Source organism: Parafrankia sp. BMG5.11 (assembly GCF_004337455.1).
The window spans coordinates 181,583-199,810 of the sequence record NZ_SJXI01000018.1 but is presented as its reverse complement, the minus strand read 5'-3'; the positions used below and the strand labels follow the sequence as shown (position 1 = coordinate 199,810).

Here is an 18,228-nt window from a genome sequence, read left to right as displayed (position 1 = left end):
CATGTCTCTTCCGCCGAAAGGCTCAGGCCGTGGCCGGGGCGCCGTCGGTGCGCCCGTCGCGGGGCATGTGGTTGTGGTAATCGTGGTCGTCCTCGATCACCGGCAGCGTTTCGAACTGGTGGTACGGCGGCGGGCTGGACAGCGTCCACTCCAGCGTCGTGGCGCCTTCGCCCCAGTAGTTCGCCGCCGCCTTCTTGCCCGCGATGAACGCATACGCGATGTTCACGAAGAAGAAGATCATCGACCCCGCCATGATCATGTAGCCGATCGTGCTGACGTTGTTCCAGTACGTGAACGCTTCCACGTAATCCGGGTAGCGGCGCGGCATGCCGTTCAGCCCCAGGAAGTGCTGCGGGAAGAAGATCACGTTCACGCCGATGAAGAAGCCCCAGAAGTGCAGGTGCGCGAGCAGTTCGGAATGCATCCGCCCGCTCATCTTCGGGAACCAGTAGTAGAAGCCGGCGAACAGCGAGAACACCGCGCCCATCGACAGCACGTAGTGGAAGTGCGCGACCACGAAATACGTATCGTGCACCACGTCGTCGACGCCGCCGTTGGCAAGGTACACCCCGGTCACGCCGCCGACGGTGAACAGGAAGATGAAGCCGATCGACCACACCAGCGGGCTCTTGAACTCGATCGAGCCGCCCCACATCGTCGCGATCCAGCTGAAGATCTTCACGCCGGTGGGCACCGCGATAACCATGGTGGCGGCGGTAAAGTACATCTTCTCGTTCACGCTGAGGCCGGTGGTGTACATGTGGTGCGCCCACACGACGAACCCGACCACGCCGATCGCCACCATCGCGTACGCCATGCCGAGATAACCGAACACCGGCTTGCGGCTGAACGTCGCGACGATCTGGCTGATCATGCCGAAGCCCGGCAGGATCATGATGTACACTTCCGGGTGGCCGAAGAACCAGAACAGGTGCTGGTAGAGCACCGGATCGCCGCCGCCGCTCGCGTCGAAGAACGTCGTGCCGAAGTTGCGGTCGGTGATCAGCATCGTGATCGCCGCGGCCAGCACCGGCAGCGCCAGCAACAGGAGGAACGCGGTCACCAGCACCGACCACACGAACAGCGGCATCTTGTGCAGGGTCATGCCCGGCGCGCGCATGTTGAAGATCGTGGTGATGAAGTTGATCGCGCCCATGATCGACGCGGCACCGGCAAGGTGCAGCGAGAAGATCGCGAAATCGACTGCCGGGCCGACCGACCCGCTCGTCGACAGCGGCGCATAGACCGTCCAGCCGGTGCCCGCGCCAAGGCCGGTCGCGTCACCGGGTACGAACAGCGAGAAGCACAGCGAGACAAACCCTGCGACCGTCAGCCAGAAGCTGATGTTGTTCATGCGCGGGAATGCCATGTCCGGCGCGCCGATCATCAGCGGCACGAACCAGTTGCCGAAGCCGCCGATCATCGCCGGCATGACCATGAAGAACACCATGATCAGCCCGTGCGCGGTGATCAGCACATTCCACGCGTGGAGATTCGCCTCGAAGCTGGCCTCGCCGCCCCACATGCTCACCCAGCTGCCGAGCACCTGGATGCCCGGCTCGGCCAGTTCGGCCCGCATCACGCCTGAGATCGCGCCACCGACGATCCCCGCCATGATGGCGAAGATCAGGTACATCGTGCCGATGTCCTTGTGGTTGGTCGACATGAACCAGCGCGCGAAGAAACCCGGCTTGTGGTCCGCATCGTGATGCGCGTGCTCATCGTGGTGAGCCTGGAAGTGGTCGGCGGTAGTGGCCATGATCAGGTCTTTCGAACGTACGTAGCTAAATCAGGCGGCGGGCGCAGCGGGGGTGGCGGCAGCGGCCGGAGCCGCGCTCGCGCCGGCAGCCGGCTGCTGGGCCGAGCTTTCGGGCTGCTGCGTCGGCGCGACAGCGGGTGCCGCCGGCGTTTCCGCCGGGCCGACAGTCCCGCCCTGCGACCGCAGCCACGCTTCGAACTGCGGCCGCGGGACTGCTTCGATCGCGATCGGCATGTAGGCATGCTTCGCGCCGCACAGTTCCGAACACTGGCCGTAATAGATGCCGGGCTCTTCGATCATCAGGCGCCGTTCGTTGAGTCGCCCGGGCACCGCGTCGATCTTGAACCACAGGCTCGGCACGGCGAACGAGTGGATGACGTCGGCCGCGGTCGTCTGCAGGCGGATCCATTCGCCGACCGGCACGACCATGCGGTTGTCGACCGCCAGCTGGCCCGGTTCGCCGCGACGCTTCGCCTCGTCTTCCGGCAGCATGTTCGAGATCACTTCGAACCCGCCGTTATCGGGATAGCTGTAGCCCCAGTACCACTGGTACCCCGTGGCCTTGATCGTCAGCGCGTTCTTGGGTGCGGATTCGTACTGGGCCGAGATCAGGCTGATCGACGGGATCGCGATGCCCACCAGGATCAGCACCGGCAGCAGGGTCCACAGCACTTCGATGAAGGTGTTATGGGTGGTGCGCGAGGGGACCGGATTGCGGCCCCGGCGGAACCGCCACATCACGTAAAGCAGCAGGCCCAGCACGAACAGGCTGATGATCGCCATCAACCAGACGAGCACGTTGTGCAGCTTGGTCGCCTGGCGGCCGGTGGGCGAATACTGCTGCTGGAGGTCCAGCGCGCCGGCCGACGGCTGGCCCTTGATCCATTCCGGTCCCAGCGGCTTGTAGGCGCCGGCACCCGGAGCGACAGTCTCACTCGACGCATCGACCTTGTCATCGACCGCGCCCGCCGCGGCGGCACCAAGCTGGTCGGCGGCGGGTGCCGCCTCAGTGGCCGAAGCCGGAGGGCTGGCGATCGCCGCCGGCGTGGCGGCCGTTGTTACGGTGGCGGGGGCCGCTTGCGCCGAAGCGACCTGCGGCGACAACGCCAGCAACAGCGCAGCCCCCATCGCGCTCAACATACGGGCGGTCGAATTGCCGAGATTCATCGGTGCGAAGCTTTCCGTCTAGCCTGTTGCATGCCTGGTTTCCCACCCCTCAAAAAACAGGCCGGAAACACCCCACTGACGGGGGTTTGGGCGGGCCTATACGCGCGCTTGCCCCATCCCTCAAGCGCTTCTAGGGAGATTTTCGACCGCCTTTCCCCACCCCTTGAGCCAGCAGCGAACCGCCGATGACCGACGAAGACGTGCTGCACGAATTCCGCAGCTCCGAAGCTCTGCTCGAAGGGCACTTCCTGCTGTCGAGCGGACGCCACAGCGCGCATTACCTTCAGTGCGCGCGCGTGCTGATGGACCCGGCGCGCGCCGACCGGCTGGCCCGCGCGCTGGCGCAGAAGCTGCCGCGGGAGCTGCGGGGGGCGATCGACGCGGTCGTCAGCCCGGCGATGGGCGGCCTAATCATCGGCCACGAGATGGGCCGCGCGCTCGGCAAGGACGCCATGTTCCTGGAACGGCCCGAAGGCACGTTCGAACTGCGCCGCGGGTTTCGCCTGCAGCCCGGCGCCAAGGTCCTGATGGTGGAAGACGTGGTCACGACCGGCCTGTCCAGCCGCGAGGCCATCGCCGCGGTCGCGCGCGAAGGGGGCGAGGTGCTGGCCGAAGCGGCGCTGGTCGACCGCTCGAACGGCTCGGTCGATCTGGGCGTGCCGTTCTTTCCGCTGATCGCACTCAACTTCCCGACGTATGCCGATGATGAAGTGCCCGCCGAACTCGCGGCGGTACCGGTGACCAAGCCGGGGAGCCGCATGGCGTGAGCGCGCGACTCCGTCTCGGGGTCAACATCGACCACGTGGCGACCATCCGTAACGCGCGCGGAGGGGATCATCCCGATCCGGTGCGCGCGGCTCAGATCGTCGCGGCATGCGGCGGAGACGGCATCACCGCGCACCTGCGCGAAGACCGGCGCCATATTCGCGACGACGATCTGCAGCGAATCCAGGACGCGACCGACCTGCCGCTCAACCTGGAGATGGCGGCGACCGACGAGATGCTGGAGATCGCGCTCCGCCACCGGCCGCACGCCGCGTGCATCGTGCCCGAGCGGCGGGAGGAACGCACCACCGAGGGTGGACTGGACGCCGCGGGCCAGCACAATCGACTCGCGCCGATCGTGGCCCGGCTGAGCGATGCGGGCATCCGTGTCAGTTTGTTCATCGCCCCGGAAGAGCGTCAGATCGATGCCGCGCTGCGCCTGCGGGTGCCAGTGGTCGAACTGCACACGGGCGAATACGCGCACGCCGTGGGCGAGCGGGTGCCGGTGGAACTGCGGCGGATCGCCGACATGGCCGCGCTGGCCGCTAAGAACGGGATCGAGCCGCACGCCGGCCACGGCCTTACCTACGATAACGTCCAACCCATCGCCGCCATTCCCCAGCTCGCCGAACTCAACATCGGGCACTACCTGGTGGGTGAGGCGGTGTTTGTCGGGCTGGAAGCAGCCGTCCGCCGGATGCGCGAGCTGATGGATGATGCACGGTGAGAGTTTATGCGCACAAACCTTGGCTGTGGGCGTCTACGAAACCGGCTGCTTGGCTAAGCTTCGCACTGGGCCTCGCGTGGGCACTCGTACTTTTGACCAGCTTTGCGGGGTCGGGATGGGTTTCGGCACTCTACGTGTTTGGGTTTGTGGCCCTGGCCTTTGCACAGTTAGCAATGATCGGGCGTGCCCAGATGGATATGGAACAGAGGCTCCGCTGGCAGAGCCTATGTGTGGAGATGCGCGCAGATCGCGCTGCTTCTCATCCCGGTCACGTCAATATCGATCTTCGCGTGAGAGTTTCGTGATCATCGGCCTTGGCAGCGACCTCACCAACATGGACCGGATCGCGAACTCGCTCGAGCGGTGGGGCGAGAAGTTCGAGGCGCGCTGCTTCACTGACGTGGAGCGCGCGAAGGCGGCCAAGCGTCCCTTCACCCGGGTGGGCACGTTCGCCAAGCGCTGGGCGGCCAAGGAAGCGTTCGCCAAGGCCGTCGGCACCGGGTTCCGGCGCGGCGTGTTCCACAAGGACATCGGCGTGGTGAACGCCCCGAGCGGCGCGCCCACCCTGGCGCTGACCGGCGGCGCGGCGAAGCGGCTTGCCGAATTGACCCCGGAACGCCATGAGGTGCGTATTCACCTCACCCTAACCGACGACCATCCATGGGCCCAGGCCTTCGTCGTCATCGAGGCTCTGCCCCTTTGAACTCCCCTCACCTTACGTCCCCAGGCGAACCGCACCCCGTGAGCGAACCCGACCACAAGCCGCGCGAGAAGATCAACTGGCTCGCCGAGCTGCGCGGGCTGGCGTTGATGCTGCTCGCGGTGCTGGCGTTCCACAGCCTCGTCGCCAAGCCGTTCTACATTCCGTCGACCTCGATGGTCCCGAACCTGATGGTCGGCGACCGGCTGGTGGTGTCGAAATATCCGTTCGGGTGGAGCTGGGTGTCCGCCTCGTTCCATGTCCTCCCGCGCAGCGACACGCGCGTGTGGCCTTCGACCCCGCAGTATGGCGACATCGTCATCGCCGTGCCGCCCGACCGCGACGAGGATTACATCAAGCGCGTCATCGGCCTGCCGGGTGACCGGATCGCGGTGGTGGGCGGACAGGTGATCCTGAACGGCAAGCCGGTGCCGCAGAAGGTGGAGCCGGATATCCGCATCCCCGCCGACGCGCAGCTGTGCGAAGGACGCCCGTGCCTCGGCTATTGGGACAACTACCGGGTCCGCGGCAACGACGGTAAGGACTACTACGAAGTGCCCGCCCTGCGCGAGACTTTGCCCAACGGCGCGACGTACCTGGTGGTCGACCATGAACAGCAGATGCTCGACAACTACCCCGAAACGCTGGTTCCGGAAGGGCACGTGTTCCTGATGGGCGACAACCGCGACCACTCAGCCGACAGCCGCGCCGAAACCTGGGAGCGCGGCCTCGGCGGACCCGTTCCGCTGGCGAACGTCGGCGGCCGGGCGGAGTTCATCACCTTCTCGCTTGACGGCACCACCACCTGGAACCCGGCGTCGTGGTGGAGCTCGCTACGCGGAAACCGCGCGTGGAGCACCTTGCGTCCCGCCATTGCCGAGGAGCAGGCATCCCGATGAGCGATAGCGACCACCCGGAACTGCCGGAGCAGGCGGTCGGCGCCAGCCCGACGCAGATCAGCAACCCGCGCTTACAGGAAGAGGCCCGCCGGGCGCTCGTGTGGGTGTCGGTGATCGGCTTCGTGGTCCTCGCCGTTTATCTGGCTCAGACCCTGCTGGTGATCTTCGGGGCACTGGTGTTCGCCGCGATCATCGACGGAGGCACGCGCCTACTTGGCCGGGTGCTGCCCATCGGGCGCACATGGCGGGCGGCCATCGTCCTGCTGTTCGGCACGCTGTTCGCAGCATGGCTGGTCCGGTTCGCCGGCACCCAGATCGCGGAACAGGCCGCCCAGTTCCCCCAGCTGGTGACGACGGAGCTGGGCCGGTTGGTCGGGATGCTGCGCGACAACGGGGTGCAGATCGGTCAGGACGAGATCGAAGGGCTCGCGACACAGCTGTTCACCGGAGTGGGATCGGTTACCCGGGCGATCGGGGGCGTGTTCGGCGGCCTCACCACCCTGCTGCTGATCGTCATCATCGGCATCTACCTGGCGGTCGATCCTCGGCCGTACGAGCGGGGCCTGTCGTGGATGGTGCCCGAACAACACCGCGGCAAGCTGGCCGACACGCTGGACCACATGGCCTTCAGCATGCGGCGACTGCTGGCGGGCCGGCTGCTGGGCATGGCCGCCGAAGGGGCGTTCACCTACATCGCGCTGACCCTGGTCGGCGTGCCGATGGCGGCGCTGCTGGCGCTGATCACCGGCATCCTGGCATTCATTCCCAACATCGGAGCGATCGTGTCGGGCGTGCTGATGGTCCTGGTGGGCTTTTCCGGTGGCACCGAGATGGGCCTGTGGACGATCGGCATCTACCTCGCGATCCAGAACTTCGACGGTTACGTGCTGGTCCCGATGATCGCCAAGAAGACGGTGGATCTGGCGCCGGCGCTGGTGCTCGGCTTCCAGCTGGTCATGGGCGTGCTGTTCGGCGTGCTGGGCCTCACCTTCGCCGATCCGATGCTGGCGATGATCAAGGTCGCGCTGGAGCGGCGGGCGCATCGGCTCGATAACGGCGATGCAGAGCCGGCGGCTGACTGATGGCGCGCAAGTTCCTGTACTTCGTCGCGATCGTCATCTTTCTGGTGATCGCAGGCGCCATCGCGCTCAACCTCTGGTCCAAGGAGGCGACCGAGCTCGCGTTCGTTCCTCGCAGCGAGTTCACGGCGCAGCCGGCGCTCGACAGCAACGCCTATGCCGATCCGGCCATGTGGTATGCGCGGCCGGGCATGGGCGCGGCCGATCCTGTGCGGTTCGTGCCGCAAGGCGCGCCGACGCCCGCTGCTGCGGATGCCGCCAAGTTCGCGGTCTTCTTCGTCCATCCCACCAGCTACATCCGCCCCGCCATCGGGGCCGACGCTCCGTGGAACGCCCCCATCGGCGACTCCGATGCGGAGACCCGCGCCCGGCTGTTCCTGCGCGGAATGGCCAGCCCGTTCGCCGCGGCGGACGAAGTCTGGGCGCCCAAATACCGCCAGGCGGTGATCGGCGCATTCCTGACCGACAAGGCGGAGGCGAACCAGGCGCTGGATCTCGCTTACCGGGACGTCGCGCAGGCGTTTGATTTCTTCGTCGCCACCGTTCCCAAGGACGAACCGATCGTGCTGGCCGGTCACAGCCAGGGCGCGCTGATGGTGTTGCGCCTGCTGCGCGAAAAGGTGATCGGCACGCCGCTCGCCCAGCGGATCGCGATGGTCTATCCGGTGGGCTGGCCGGTCTCGGTGGAGCATGACCTCCCGGCGCTGGGGTTGCCGGCCTGCGCGACCCCCGACCAGGCAGGCTGCATCGCCACCTGGTCGAGCTTCGCGGAGCCGGCCGATCCCGCGCTGCTGTTCGAGCGGTTCACCGCCACCCCGGGGTTCGACGGTCAGCCACGCGGGGACGGCGCGATCGTGTGCACCAACCCGCTCACCGGCACGCAAGGCGGCACCGCACCGGCAGAAGCGAACCTCGGCACGCTGAAGCCGGCGAGCGACTTCTCCACCGGCGAACTGATCGTGGGTGCCGTGGCCGCGCGGTGCGATCCGGACACGGGCCTGCTGCTGATCGGCGATCCGCCGGACCTTGGCCCCGGCGTGCTGCCGGGCAACAACTACCACGTGTACGATATTCCGCTGTTCTGGGCGAACCTGAAGGCCGACGTCGCGCGGCGGCTGGCGGCATGGAAACCGGCCACCTGATCACCACCCGCGCCGCCGAGTTCGCCGCCGCCCTGCCGGACGGCGGGGTGCTGCTGGCACTCGATCTCGGCACCCAGACGATCGGCACGGCGTTGTGCGACGCCGGCTGGCGCTTCGCGAGCGCCGACAAGACCCTGCCGCGCGGGAAGTTCGGGCGCGACCGCGAGGTGCTCGCCGCCCTCGCCGCTGCCCGCGCGGTTCGCGGCGTGGTGATCGGCCTGCCGCGCAACATGGATGGGTCCGAGGGGCCGCGCGCGCAGGCCAGCCGGGCATACGCGCGCAATCTGTCAGCCGCCCTCGCGCTGCCGATCCTTCTGTGGGACGAACGCTGGTCGACCAGCAGCGCAGAGCGCGCGCTGATCGAACAGGACATGAGCCGCGCCAAGCGCAAGGAACGGATCGACGCGCACGCCGCCGCCGTGATCCTGCAAGGCGCGATCGACGCGCTCGCCGGAGCCGCCTTCTAGCCTAGCGGTTGCTGACCAACGATGCTGAGGCCGTAACCCTCCAGCGCGACCAGCGAATGTTCGGTATTGGTCAGCAGGATCATGTCGTGCACCCCCAGCGCGCCAAGGATCTGCGCCCCGCCGCCGTAGTCGCGCTGCTCGGTCACCTGCGCCTCGTCCGCCGGCGGCTCGCTGCCCCGCGCGATGGCGCGGCTGACGTAGTCGCGCGCGACGCGATTGATCAGCACGATCACCCCCGCGCCTGCGCGGCTGATCTGCTCCATCGCCTTTTCGATCATGCCGCCGCGCGGGCCGTCTTCGGCAAAGATGTCATCGAACAGCGACAGCGAATGCATCCGCACCAACGTGGGCTTGGCCGGATCGATCGCGCCCTTGACCAGTGCCAGGGTCTCTTCGCCGGTGGCGCGGTTGTAGAACGAGGCGGCCTGCCATTCCCCGCCCCAGCGGCTGGTGAAGCGCCGCTCGCCGCGCCGTTCGATCAGGTGATCATGCTTGCGGCGATAAGCGATCAGGTCGCGGATGGTGCCAATCTTCAAGTTGTGCAGCCGCGCGAAACGGACGAGGTCATCCATCCGCGCCATGCTGCCGTCCTCGTTCATGATCTCGCAGATCACGCCCGCGGGGTTCAGGCCGGCGAGGCGGGAGATATCCACCGCCGCCTCGGTGTGGCCGGCGCGGACCAGGACCCCGCCATCACGCGCGACCAGCGGGAACACGTGGCCGGGGGTGACGATGTCGTCGCGTCCCTTGGATCCGTCGATCGCGACCGATACGGTGCGTGCCCGATCCCCGGCCGAAATGCCGGTGGATACGCCTTCGCGCGCCTCGATCGAGGTGGTGAAAGCGGTCTCATGCCGCGTGCGATTGTTGCGGCTCATCAGGTCGAGCCCCAGCAGTTCAACCCGCTGCTTGGTCAGCGCGAGGCAGATCAGGCCGCGCCCGTGCGTCGCCATGAAATTGATCGCGTTGGGCGTCGCCATCTGCGCCGGGATGATCAGGTCGCCCTCGTTCTCGCGGTCCTCGTCATCGACCAGCACAAACATCCGACCGTTGCGCGCTTCATCGATGATCTCTTCGGCCGAGACGATGACCGGCCGCTCGTCATTGGCAGAGAGGAATGCCTCGAGTTTGCCCAACGTATCAGCGGTGGGGTTCCACCGGGGCTCCAGGCAATCGCGCAAGGAGTTGGCATGAAGCCCCGCGGCGCGGGCGAGCGCGGTGCGGCTCATGCGGTCTTGCGAAACGAGAGTGCGGACGCGTTCGATTGTGCTCATGCGAATCGCATATCACACTGAAATGTGTTCGTCACACTATAATGTGGAAGAGGAAAGTTCCGGCAGGGTCGCCGCGGCACGCAGGAGTGCGTCGTTATCGTGCACGAAGCGTCCGCCCGCTTTGCGCATTGCCAAGGCGATAGCGGCCCGGGCGACCACATCCGCCCGGATGGAACGGTACTGGCGGTAACGGCCCTGCATAGCGCGATCGGCCAACGGGCTGAGCCAACTGCCCAGCCGCTCGATCGGTCGCAGGTCGGCGACCCGCTGCCCTTTAAGCAATCCCGGCCGCAGGATGTCGAGACGCCTGAACCGCAGTTTCCCGAGCTCGCGTTCCACTTCGCCCTTGGTTCGCAAGTAGCGGTTGGTGCTCATCGCATCGGCGCCGGTGGAGCTGACCGCCACCAGCCGCTCGATCCCGGCGGCCTTCGCCGCGCGCGCGGTGTCGAGGACGAGGTCGTGATCGACCGCGCGGAACGCCTCCTCGTCCCGTCCTGCCTTGCGCCAGGTCGTACCCAGCGCGCAGATCAATGCCACGGGCCTCACCGCCTCGAACACCTCGCCCCATTTGCCTGGCTCGGCGACGAACATCTCCATCCGCGCACCCTGTGGCAACGGCGATTCGCGCCGCGCGACCGCCACCAGCCGCACGTCGGCGCGCCCGACCGCCAGTTTCATCACCTCGCTGCCGATCAGGCCCGTGGCGCCGACCAGCGCGATGCGCAGCGGATCAGACATTGCGGAGTCCATCGGGCGCACGGCCGAAGATGCGCACGCACTGGTCGATGGCAAAGCGATCGGTCATTCCAGCAATGAAGTCGCTCAAGTGACGGCTGCGTTCAGGCTCCTGCGCCGGCAACGCCGCTCGCCACGCCGCCGGCAAGGCCGTGGGATCCTGATCGTAGGCGGCGAACAGGCGCGAGACGACGTCGCGGGCGTACTCCGCAGCTGCGGTCTGTTCCGGATGGTAGTAGAGTTTGTCGTACATGAACCGCTTCAGCGTGCGCTCGGCAGCCGCCATGTCGTCGGAGAATGCGGCGAGCGGCCCGGCATGGTCGCGCACCTCGGCAACGCTGCCCAGACCGGCGATGCGTGAACGGGTGGTGTCGAGCAGATCATTGACCATCGCGCCGATCTGGCTGCGGACCAATTCGCGCAGTCGCTGTTCGGGCGTAGCGCGCACAAAGCGCCGCTCCACCTCGCGGTAGCGATCGGCCAGCAGCGGCAGCTCCATCAGATCGTCGAGTGTCAGGAAGCCTGCGCGCAGACCGTCGTCGATGTCGTGGTTGTCGTATGCGATATCGTCCGCCAGCGCCGCCACTTGCGCCTCCAGGCTGGGCCACGCGCCCAGCGCGAGGGGGAATGCTTCGTCAAGCTCGGCCAGCGCCCAGCCGGGCGCCGCCACCGGGCCATTGTGCTTGGCCAGCCCCTCAAGCACGTCCCATGACAGGTTGAGCCCTCGATGATTGCAGTACGGGCTTTCCAGCCGCATGAGCACGCGCAGCGTGTGCGCGTTGTGGTCGAAGCCGCCCCGGCCGGCCATTGCCGCCTCCAGCGCTGCTTCCCCCGCGTGGCCGAACGGCGGGTGGCCGATGTCGTGCGCTAGGCTGATCGCCTCGGTCAGGTCTTCGTCCAGCCCCAGCGCGCGCGCAATCACCCGGCCGATCTGGGATACCTCCAGACTGTGCGTCAGGCGGGTGCGGTAATGATCGCCGTCGGGCGCGATGAACACTTGGGTCTTGGAGCGCAGCCGGCGAAAGGCGATCGAGTGGACCACCCGGTCGCGGTCGCGCTGGAATTCGCTGCGGGGGCCGCGCGCGCCGTCGCGGTCTTCGGGAAATTCGCGACCGCGTCCGGCGGCGGGATCGGCGGCGTATGGGGCAAGCGTCATGCCGGGCGGCGATAGGGGGGCGGCAGACTCCCGACAACCGGAACGCCTGCGGAACATCGTCGCGTGCCGGTCAGTTATCCGTGGCCAGCATCCAGTCCACCGCCGCGTTGCAGTGGATTCGGGTGGAATCGAACACCGGCAGAACGTTGGCATCGACATCGACGATCATCGCCAGCTCGGTGCAGGCGAGCACGACCGCCTCCGCCCCGTCCTGTTCCTTGCGGGTGATCCAGGTCTTCAGCGTCCGTTCGGCGTCGCGCGTGACCTTGCCGCGCATCAGTTCCTGGTAGATGATCCGGTCGATCTCCTCGATCATGTCCATGTCGGGCGGGAGCAGGTCGACCCCGTGCGCGACCAGCCGTTCGCGATAGAACCGCTCGGTCATCACGTTGCGCGTGCCGATCAGCACCGCGCCCGTGACGTTCGCCGCGTGCATCGCATCGCCCACGCATTCGGCGATGTGCAGCACCGGCACCCCCGCTGCCGCGGCGACCTGGTCATAGACCTTATGCATCGAATTGGCGCAGATGATCAGCCCCTCGGCCCCTGCCTGCACCAGCCGCTCGGCCGATTGGGCGAGTACGTCGCCCGCGCGGCGCCAGTCTTCTTCGCTGTTGAGGCCCCACAGGGGCTCGAAGTCGAGGCTTTCGATCAACAGCGGCGCGCTCGCCATGGGCGAGGTCCGGGCCCGCACGCCGCGGTTGATCCGCTCATAGTAATCGCGCGTCGAGACCCAGCTCATTCCGCCGATCATGCCCAGCTTGCGCAACGTCCCGCCCTTCCCGTTCAGCCTGCGCCGGCCATAGGCGAGGGGCTTACCGCGAGTAAAGCTAGGCCGGGGGCGCCGATGAGGCGGGCGCGGCGGGCGTTGCGCCCTGCTCCAGCCATCGCTCCACGAGCTCCGCGCTCACGCCGGGCGCCTCTTCCATCGGGATGTGGCCGATGCCCCCCAAGACCTCGAACTTCGCGCCGGGAATCTGCTGTGCCAGCCAGCGGCCGGACGCGAGGGGGATCAACCCGTCGCGCTCTCCCCAGATGATCAGCGTCGGCGTGCCCTTGAGCCGGGCGAGTGCTTCCGGCGAGAAAGGCTGTTGCGCAGCGGCGAAACGCTGCGCAGTGGCCTGCCGATTGCCGGGATAGCGCAGCAGTTCCCAGTACCGGTCGACCATCGCATCGGTGACGATGGCCTGATTGGCGACCGACTGCCGCAGGCTGCGTTCGACCAGCCCGCGCGGAGTGATCTGCCCAATGAGCCACGAGAACCCGGGGGTGCGGGCCAGCGTGAAGCCGATGTTGCCCTTCGCCTCCCCGATGCGCGGTGCGCCCGCGGCATCCACCAGCACCAGCCCCGCAACCCGATCCGGGTAGGTCAGCGCGTATTCCAGCGCGATGCCGCCGCCCATCGAATTGCCGGCCAGGACAAATCGCTCGAGTCCGAGCTTGTCCGCCAGCTGGTCGACATCCCGGGCGAACGAAGCGCGCGTGTAATCCCCATCGTTCGCTGGACCGGTCAGTCCGTGACCACGCTGATCGAAGCGGATCACCCGGTGCGTCTTGCTGAGGCGGTCGGTCCACGGTTGCCAGGTGTGCAGATCGGCGTTCGACCCGTGGAGCAGAACGATGGGCGTGCCGCCGCGTGGCCCCTCATCCCGCAAATGAATGCGCCGGCCATCCGCAAGCGCAACGAACTGCGATGGCGCCGCGGCGTATTTGCCCCGCATCGCGGCGAGATCGGTGTCGGGAGTTCGGAAGATCAGGAATAGCGCCAGCAGCAGCGTAGCCAGCACCGCCAGGTAGGCCAATACGCGCCTCACAGGCTGGCGATCCAGCGTTCGACCGCCTGCAGTCCTTCCTTGTCCACCGTGGATTTGCCCAGTTCGGGCATCGCCACCCCGCCCTCCGTGCTAGCCATGCGATGAGCCAGGATCGATTCCTGCGGCTTGCCGGGCACGATGTCGAACAGAAGGTTGCCCGCGCCGCGTCCTGCCGCAACCGGCCGTTTCATGATTCCCAGCGCCTCGGGTGCCGACTGTTCCCACCGTAGATCGAGGCCGGAATTGGACGCGCCCGCACCGGGACGGTGGCAATGCGCGCAGTTGACATCGAGGTAGCCGCGCGCCGCATCCGCGGCGGTTGCCGCAGCGTGGTTCTCCCACACAGGTAACGGACGGCTGACCTGCGGGGCGGCATCGAGCATTCCGCTGGCGGCAAAATCCTTCAGCCATGCGGCGGACAGGTTGCGCGCCTTGGGACCGATGGGGATCACCGCGCCGTTCAGCCCGTGACAGTCCTTGCACTGGTTCTTGTTGGGGACGCGGTACTCGATCGCTGCACCGGCGGGCGTGGTGACCGGCACTCGTGCGCCAGCGAGCGCCAGCTTCGCCTCGGTCTGCTCGGCATTCCACAAGTACGGCAGCGCGACCCACCCGCTTTCGCGGTGGAGCAGTACGCGCGTTTCGATCAGCCGGCGCCTGCCGTTCTCCTCGAACGCGAAGGTTTTAATGAGCGCCGCCCCGACCGGGAGCTGGAGCAGATTCTCACCGTCCGCCTTCGCTTGTGCGCCGGCAGGAAGGTAGACGAAGCGCAGCTTCTCCGCGCCATCCGACCATAGCGGGGTATTCAGCCGATAACCGGTAACGCGCGCCGCCGGGGTTTGCGCTGCGGCATCTGCGAAAAAGCCGAATTCGGACAGAGTCTTCGGGGATCCGTCGCCGGTGATCGCCGCATCGTTCGGCACCGCAGCGGGCGCGGCAGCGTGCGCCACAGCGGCGGCTGCGGACAGCAGCGACAGTCCCAGAACGGCGTTGCGGATCACGTGGTCAACCGGGCCTCCAGGCTCGCCGGCGCGCCATAACCCGTCAGCACCTGCGCTCCATCGGGCGCGGACACCTGGAGTGGACCAGGCTTGATGTTCTTGACATCCAGCCCCTGGCCTTGCGCGGACAGCCCCAATGTCCATCCCTTGATCGAGGGATCGACCCGCAGCGCGGTGGTGCCGGGCTGGGCCAGCCCATCCCACATGACCGGCGGCAGCGCCCCCCCGAAGGCCGCCAGCAGCTGCTCCTTGCCCTCGAACTGCGGATCGGTGCCGCCCGCATCGACGCGGTTGACGCCCACCGTCACGTTGCGCGGATACGGGTTATAGGTCGTGTCGGTGAATGGCATCGGATACGCGACCACCATGACCGGTGCGGTCGGGTTGTCGAGGATGGTGTTGCCTTCGATCAGGACGCCGTCGTTGGCCATCACCATCACCCCGGTGCCGCGCCGGACGCCGGCAACGATGTTGCCCTTCGGTGCAAAGTTGGCGGTGGTGTTGCCCGCCACCAGGTTGTCGCGCACCACGGTGTTCCCGCCGCCCATCACTGGCAGGCTGGGCAGGTCGAACACCAGGATCCCGCCGGTGTTGCCGGTGACATAGTTCGCCTCGACCAGCGCGTCGCGGCTGTTCTCGATCTCGATCCCGGCGACATTGAACCGCGCCACGTTGCCGCGCACGGTGATCGCCTTCGATTGGCCGACATAGATTCCCGCGTCGGAGGCACCTGAAACTTCGCACTCGGCGATGAGCACGCCGGTGCTCTCGACCGGATAAAGGCCATAGGCGCCGTTGGTCTCCTTCGGACCGCCGGTCCAGGTCACCCGCACCCGCTGGTAGACGATGTCGTCCGCGCCCTTGGACTTGATGCCGTCGCCCTTCGGGTTCTCGACCGCGAAATCGCGCAAGATGACCTTGTCGGACGTGACCAGCAGCCCCTCGCCCGACCCCTTCTGCCCGGTGAAATCGAGCACCGTCGCGTTCATCCCCGCGCCGCGCACGGTGACATTGTCGACATCCAGGCTAAGCCCGTCTTCAAGCGCGAAACGCCCCGCGCCCAGCACCACCTCGTCGCCCGGCTGCGCGGTGATCAGCGCCTCCTGCAGCCGCTCCTGCGCGCCATCGCCGGGGGCGATCGTGTGCGTTGCGGCAAGTGCGGGAGCAGCCGCGGTGGCGAGCGCCAAGATGGCGATTGGGGTCATCCTCATGGCATGCAAGCTGCTACTGACAGGCATGTTAGTCAACGGCGAACGCGTTCTTGCCAGACTCGCTCCAAAAGCGCACGATCGGTGCCGTTCCAGGGGAGGAGCAACATCATGACTGCCAAGCTATTGATCGGCGCCGCGCTGCTGGCCGCCGCCGCGCCTGCGTATGCCGAGGCGTGGGATTTCGTGCTGGTCAACAAGACCGGCAAGACGGTCAAGGCCGTCGAACTCAGCAGCGCCGGCCAGGGTGCCTGGGTAAGCGAAGAGGTGATGGAAGAGCGGGAGAACAAGCCTGTCAGGCCGGGTGAAAGTCACACTGTCCACTTCGACAAGAAGGAGTGCACGCTCGACGTCCGGCTGACGTTCTCCGACGACGTCCAGGCCGTCTTCAGCAAATTCAACGCCTGCGACAACGCGTTTGGCGAATTCTCGTTCAAGGGCGAACTGCCGGTGGTAAAAGGCAGCTAGCCGAGGCCCACCGCGCACAAGCCGGCGGAACTGGCGGTGACCGCGACGACCTCGCTGTCGCCCACCCGCCGGACGCGTTCGACATATTCGCCGATCGTCACCGGCTTGTCGCGCTCGCCTGCCCGCGCCTTGAGCGCTTCCAGCTTGCGCAGTTGATCGATCGTCAACCGATCGACCATCCGCCCGGCCATGCAATCGGCGTTGCGTTCAGAGAGGCCGGCGTCGACCAGCGCCGAGCGTACGCGGCTTTCCGCGATCGTCTGCACGCAGCCGCCAGTGGCAAGCGCCAGCGCGGTGAGGGAAAGCGCGGCGCGCATCAATCGAGCGCCTTCACGATGTTCTCGACCATCTTCTTCGCATCGGCGAGCAGCATCATCGTCTGGTCGAGGTAAAACACGTCGTTGTCGACCCCGGCGTACCCGACCCCGCCCATCGAACGCTTGATGAAGAACACCTGTTTCGCATTGCCCACATCAAACACCGGCATGCCGTAGATGGGCGAAGACTTGTCGGTCTTCGCCGCCGGATTGACCACGTCGTTGGCGCCAATGACGAACGCCACGTCGGCCTGGGAAAATTCCGAGTTGATGTCTTCCAGCTCGAACACCTCGTCATACGGCACCTGCGCTTCGGCCAGCAGCACGTTCATGTGCCCGGGCATCCGTCCCGCCACGGGGTGGATCGCATACTTCACCTCCACGCCCTTGGCCTTCAGCTTGTCGCCCATCTCGCGCAGGGCGTGCTGTGCCTGCGCGACCGCCATGCCGTAGCCGGGGATGATGATGACCTTTTCCGCCTGCTCCAGCATGTATGCGGCGTCTTCCGCGCTGCCCGACTTATATGGCCGCTGCTCCTTCGCCTCGCCCGCGATGGCTGCGTCGGCCCCGAACCCCCCGGCGATCACCGAGAGGAAACTGCGGTTCATCGCCCGGCACATGATGTAGCTCAGGATCGCGCCCGAACTGCCCACCAGCGCGCCGGTGATGATCATCGCGGTGTTGTGCAGGGTGAATCCCATCGCCGCCGCCGCCCAGCCCGAATAGCTGTTCAGCATCGACACTACGACCGGCATGTCCGCCCCGCCGATCGGAATGATCAGCAGGAACCCGATCGCAAAGGCGAGCGCCAGCACGATCCAGAACAGCGCCCCCTCGCCCGGACCGGCGTCCGCGGTGAGCATGTATGCCCCCGTCAGCCCCAGGATTGCGACCAGCGCGCCCAGGTTGATCGTATGGCGACCGGGCAACAGGATCGGCTTGCCGCTCATGTTGCCGTTCAGTTTGGCGAACGCGATGACCGATCCCGAAAACGTGATCGCGCCGATCGCGGCGCCGAGCAGCATCTCGATCCGGCTGACGCGCAGGATGTTGCCGTCCATGCCCAGAATACCGAACGCTCCGGGGTTGAGGAACGCCGCCACCGCCACCAGCACCGCGGCGAGACCCACCAGGCTGTGGAACGCGGCGACGAGTTGCGGCATCGCGGTCATGGCGATGCGCCGGGCGATGATCCACCCGACCGCGCCGCCCAGCGCGATGGCGGCGATGATCTCGCCCACCGTGGTCCAGTCGATCACCAGCACATCCTGGCACAACCTAAACTCGTCACCGGCGGTCGCCACCGCACCGCCAGCGCACATGTCGCTGTACGGCACGTGCGTCACCAGTGTCGTGACCACCGCGATCAACATGCCAGCCATGCCGAAGCGGTTGCCGCGCTGGCTGGTCGCGGGCGAAGAAAGGCCGCGCAGCGCGAGGATGAACAGCACGCCTGCCGCGAGATACGCCAGCGCCACCCACGGGTTCACCGCGTGCGCCGCGTCGGCCACGATCGACAGGTCGGCGGTGCGGACCGGCTGGAGCGTCAC

19 protein-coding genes are annotated in these 18,228 nt (G+C 66.9%); 8 read left to right on the top strand and 11 right to left on the bottom strand.

Going from position 1 to position 18,228, the window contains the following annotated elements; genetic code table 11:
• Positions 1-22: 22 nt before the first annotated feature.
• Together ctaD and coxB are read right to left on the bottom strand one after the other, a co-directional pair.
• Complete coding sequence (ctaD, locus tag E0504_RS15275) at positions 23-1,759, bottom strand: cytochrome c oxidase subunit I (protein WP_131624916.1); 1,737 nt, start codon at positions 1,757-1,759, stop codon at positions 23-25.
• Positions 1,760-1,789: 30 nt separating this feature from the next.
• Positions 1,790-2,926, bottom strand: a complete 1,137-nt coding sequence (gene coxB, locus E0504_RS15270; RefSeq protein ID WP_131624915.1) for a cytochrome c oxidase subunit II — start codon at positions 2,924-2,926, stop codon at positions 1,790-1,792.
• Positions 2,927-3,111: 185 nt separating this feature from the next.
• Between coxB and pyrE the strand changes: the two genes are divergently transcribed.
• The 7 genes from pyrE (at position 3,112) to ruvX (ending at position 8,705) form a co-directional block, all read left to right on the top strand.
• Positions 3,112-3,693, top strand: coding sequence for an orotate phosphoribosyltransferase (gene pyrE / locus E0504_RS15265; RefSeq protein ID WP_131624914.1), 582 nt, complete (start codon positions 3,112-3,114; stop codon positions 3,691-3,693).
• Positions 3,690-4,418, top strand: coding sequence for a pyridoxine 5'-phosphate synthase (locus tag E0504_RS15260; protein WP_131624913.1), 729 nt, complete (start codon positions 3,690-3,692; stop codon positions 4,416-4,418). Before pyrE ends, E0504_RS15260 begins: the two co-directional genes overlap by 4 nt.
• A 301-nt stretch (positions 4,419-4,719) precedes the next feature.
• A complete protein-coding gene (gene acpS / locus E0504_RS15255; protein ID WP_131624912.1) occupies positions 4,720-5,121 on the top strand; it encodes a holo-ACP synthase in 402 nt (133 codons plus the stop codon).
• A gap of 38 nt (positions 5,122-5,159) precedes the next feature.
• Complete coding sequence (lepB, locus tag E0504_RS15250; RefSeq protein ID WP_207974409.1) at positions 5,160-6,017, top strand: signal peptidase I; 858 nt, start codon at positions 5,160-5,162, stop codon at positions 6,015-6,017.
• Positions 6,014-7,099 carry an AI-2E family transporter gene (locus E0504_RS15245; RefSeq protein WP_131624910.1) on the top strand — a complete coding sequence of 362 codons (1,086 nt, stop codon included), beginning with the start codon at positions 6,014-6,016 and terminating at the stop codon, positions 7,097-7,099. Before lepB ends, E0504_RS15245 begins: the two co-directional genes overlap by 4 nt.
• Entirely contained in the window at positions 7,099-8,238 is a 1,140-nt protein-coding gene (locus E0504_RS15240; RefSeq protein ID WP_131624909.1) for a DUF3089 domain-containing protein, read from the top strand. The genes E0504_RS15245 and E0504_RS15240 overlap by 1 nt, the downstream gene beginning before the upstream one ends.
• Positions 8,220-8,705, top strand: a complete 486-nt coding sequence (gene ruvX, locus E0504_RS15235) for a Holliday junction resolvase RuvX (RefSeq protein WP_131624908.1) — start codon at positions 8,220-8,222, stop codon at positions 8,703-8,705. The genes E0504_RS15240 and ruvX overlap by 19 nt, the downstream gene beginning before the upstream one ends.
• Here the strand turns inward: ruvX and ribB are convergent.
• From ribB to E0504_RS15200, 7 genes are all read right to left on the bottom strand, one after another.
• Positions 8,702-9,979: a 3,4-dihydroxy-2-butanone-4-phosphate synthase gene (gene ribB, locus E0504_RS15230; protein WP_373693903.1), complete on the bottom strand. Its 1,278-nt coding sequence runs from the start codon at positions 9,977-9,979 to the stop codon at positions 8,702-8,704. The genes ruvX and ribB overlap by 4 nt on opposite strands.
• Positions 9,980-10,015: 36 nt before the next feature.
• Positions 10,016-10,717, bottom strand: a complete 702-nt coding sequence (locus tag E0504_RS15225) for an NAD(P)H-binding protein (protein ID WP_131624906.1) — start codon at positions 10,715-10,717, stop codon at positions 10,016-10,018.
• The gene (locus E0504_RS15220; protein WP_131624905.1) at positions 10,710-11,870 is read right to left on the bottom strand and encodes a deoxyguanosinetriphosphate triphosphohydrolase; all 1,161 of its coding nucleotides are present in this window, start codon (positions 11,868-11,870) and stop codon (positions 10,710-10,712) included. The genes E0504_RS15225 and E0504_RS15220 overlap by 8 nt, the downstream gene beginning before the upstream one ends.
• A gap of 70 nt (positions 11,871-11,940) precedes the next feature.
• Positions 11,941-12,639: an aspartate/glutamate racemase family protein gene (locus E0504_RS15215; protein ID WP_131624904.1), complete on the bottom strand. Its 699-nt coding sequence runs from the start codon at positions 12,637-12,639 to the stop codon at positions 11,941-11,943.
• A 61-nt stretch (positions 12,640-12,700) separates the two neighbouring features.
• Positions 12,701-13,672 carry an alpha/beta fold hydrolase gene (locus E0504_RS15210; RefSeq protein WP_207974407.1) on the bottom strand — a complete coding sequence of 324 codons (972 nt, stop codon included), beginning with the start codon at positions 13,670-13,672 and terminating at the stop codon, positions 12,701-12,703.
• An 8-nt stretch (positions 13,673-13,680) separates the two neighbouring features.
• Entirely contained in the window at positions 13,681-14,685 is a 1,005-nt protein-coding gene (locus E0504_RS15205; RefSeq protein ID WP_131624903.1) for an SO2930 family diheme c-type cytochrome, read from the bottom strand.
• Positions 14,682-15,896 carry a parallel beta-helix domain-containing protein gene (locus E0504_RS15200; RefSeq protein WP_131625013.1) on the bottom strand — a complete coding sequence of 405 codons (1,215 nt, stop codon included), beginning with the start codon at positions 15,894-15,896 and terminating at the stop codon, positions 14,682-14,684. The genes E0504_RS15205 and E0504_RS15200 overlap by 4 nt, the downstream gene beginning before the upstream one ends.
• A 108-nt stretch (positions 15,897-16,004) precedes the next feature.
• On the opposite strand from E0504_RS15200, the gene E0504_RS15195 reads away from it, so the two are divergent.
• Positions 16,005-16,361 carry a hypothetical protein gene (locus E0504_RS15195; protein WP_131624902.1) on the top strand — a complete coding sequence of 119 codons (357 nt, stop codon included), beginning with the start codon at positions 16,005-16,007 and terminating at the stop codon, positions 16,359-16,361.
• Here E0504_RS15195 and E0504_RS15190 read toward each other — a convergent pair.
• Entirely contained in the window at positions 16,358-16,678 is a 321-nt protein-coding gene (locus E0504_RS15190) for a hypothetical protein (RefSeq protein WP_131624901.1), read from the bottom strand. The genes E0504_RS15195 and E0504_RS15190 overlap by 4 nt on opposite strands.
• A complete protein-coding gene (locus tag E0504_RS15185) occupies positions 16,678-18,228 on the bottom strand; it encodes an NAD(P)(+) transhydrogenase (Re/Si-specific) subunit beta (protein ID WP_243657514.1) in 1,551 nt (516 codons plus the stop codon). The genes E0504_RS15190 and E0504_RS15185 overlap by 1 nt, the downstream gene beginning before the upstream one ends.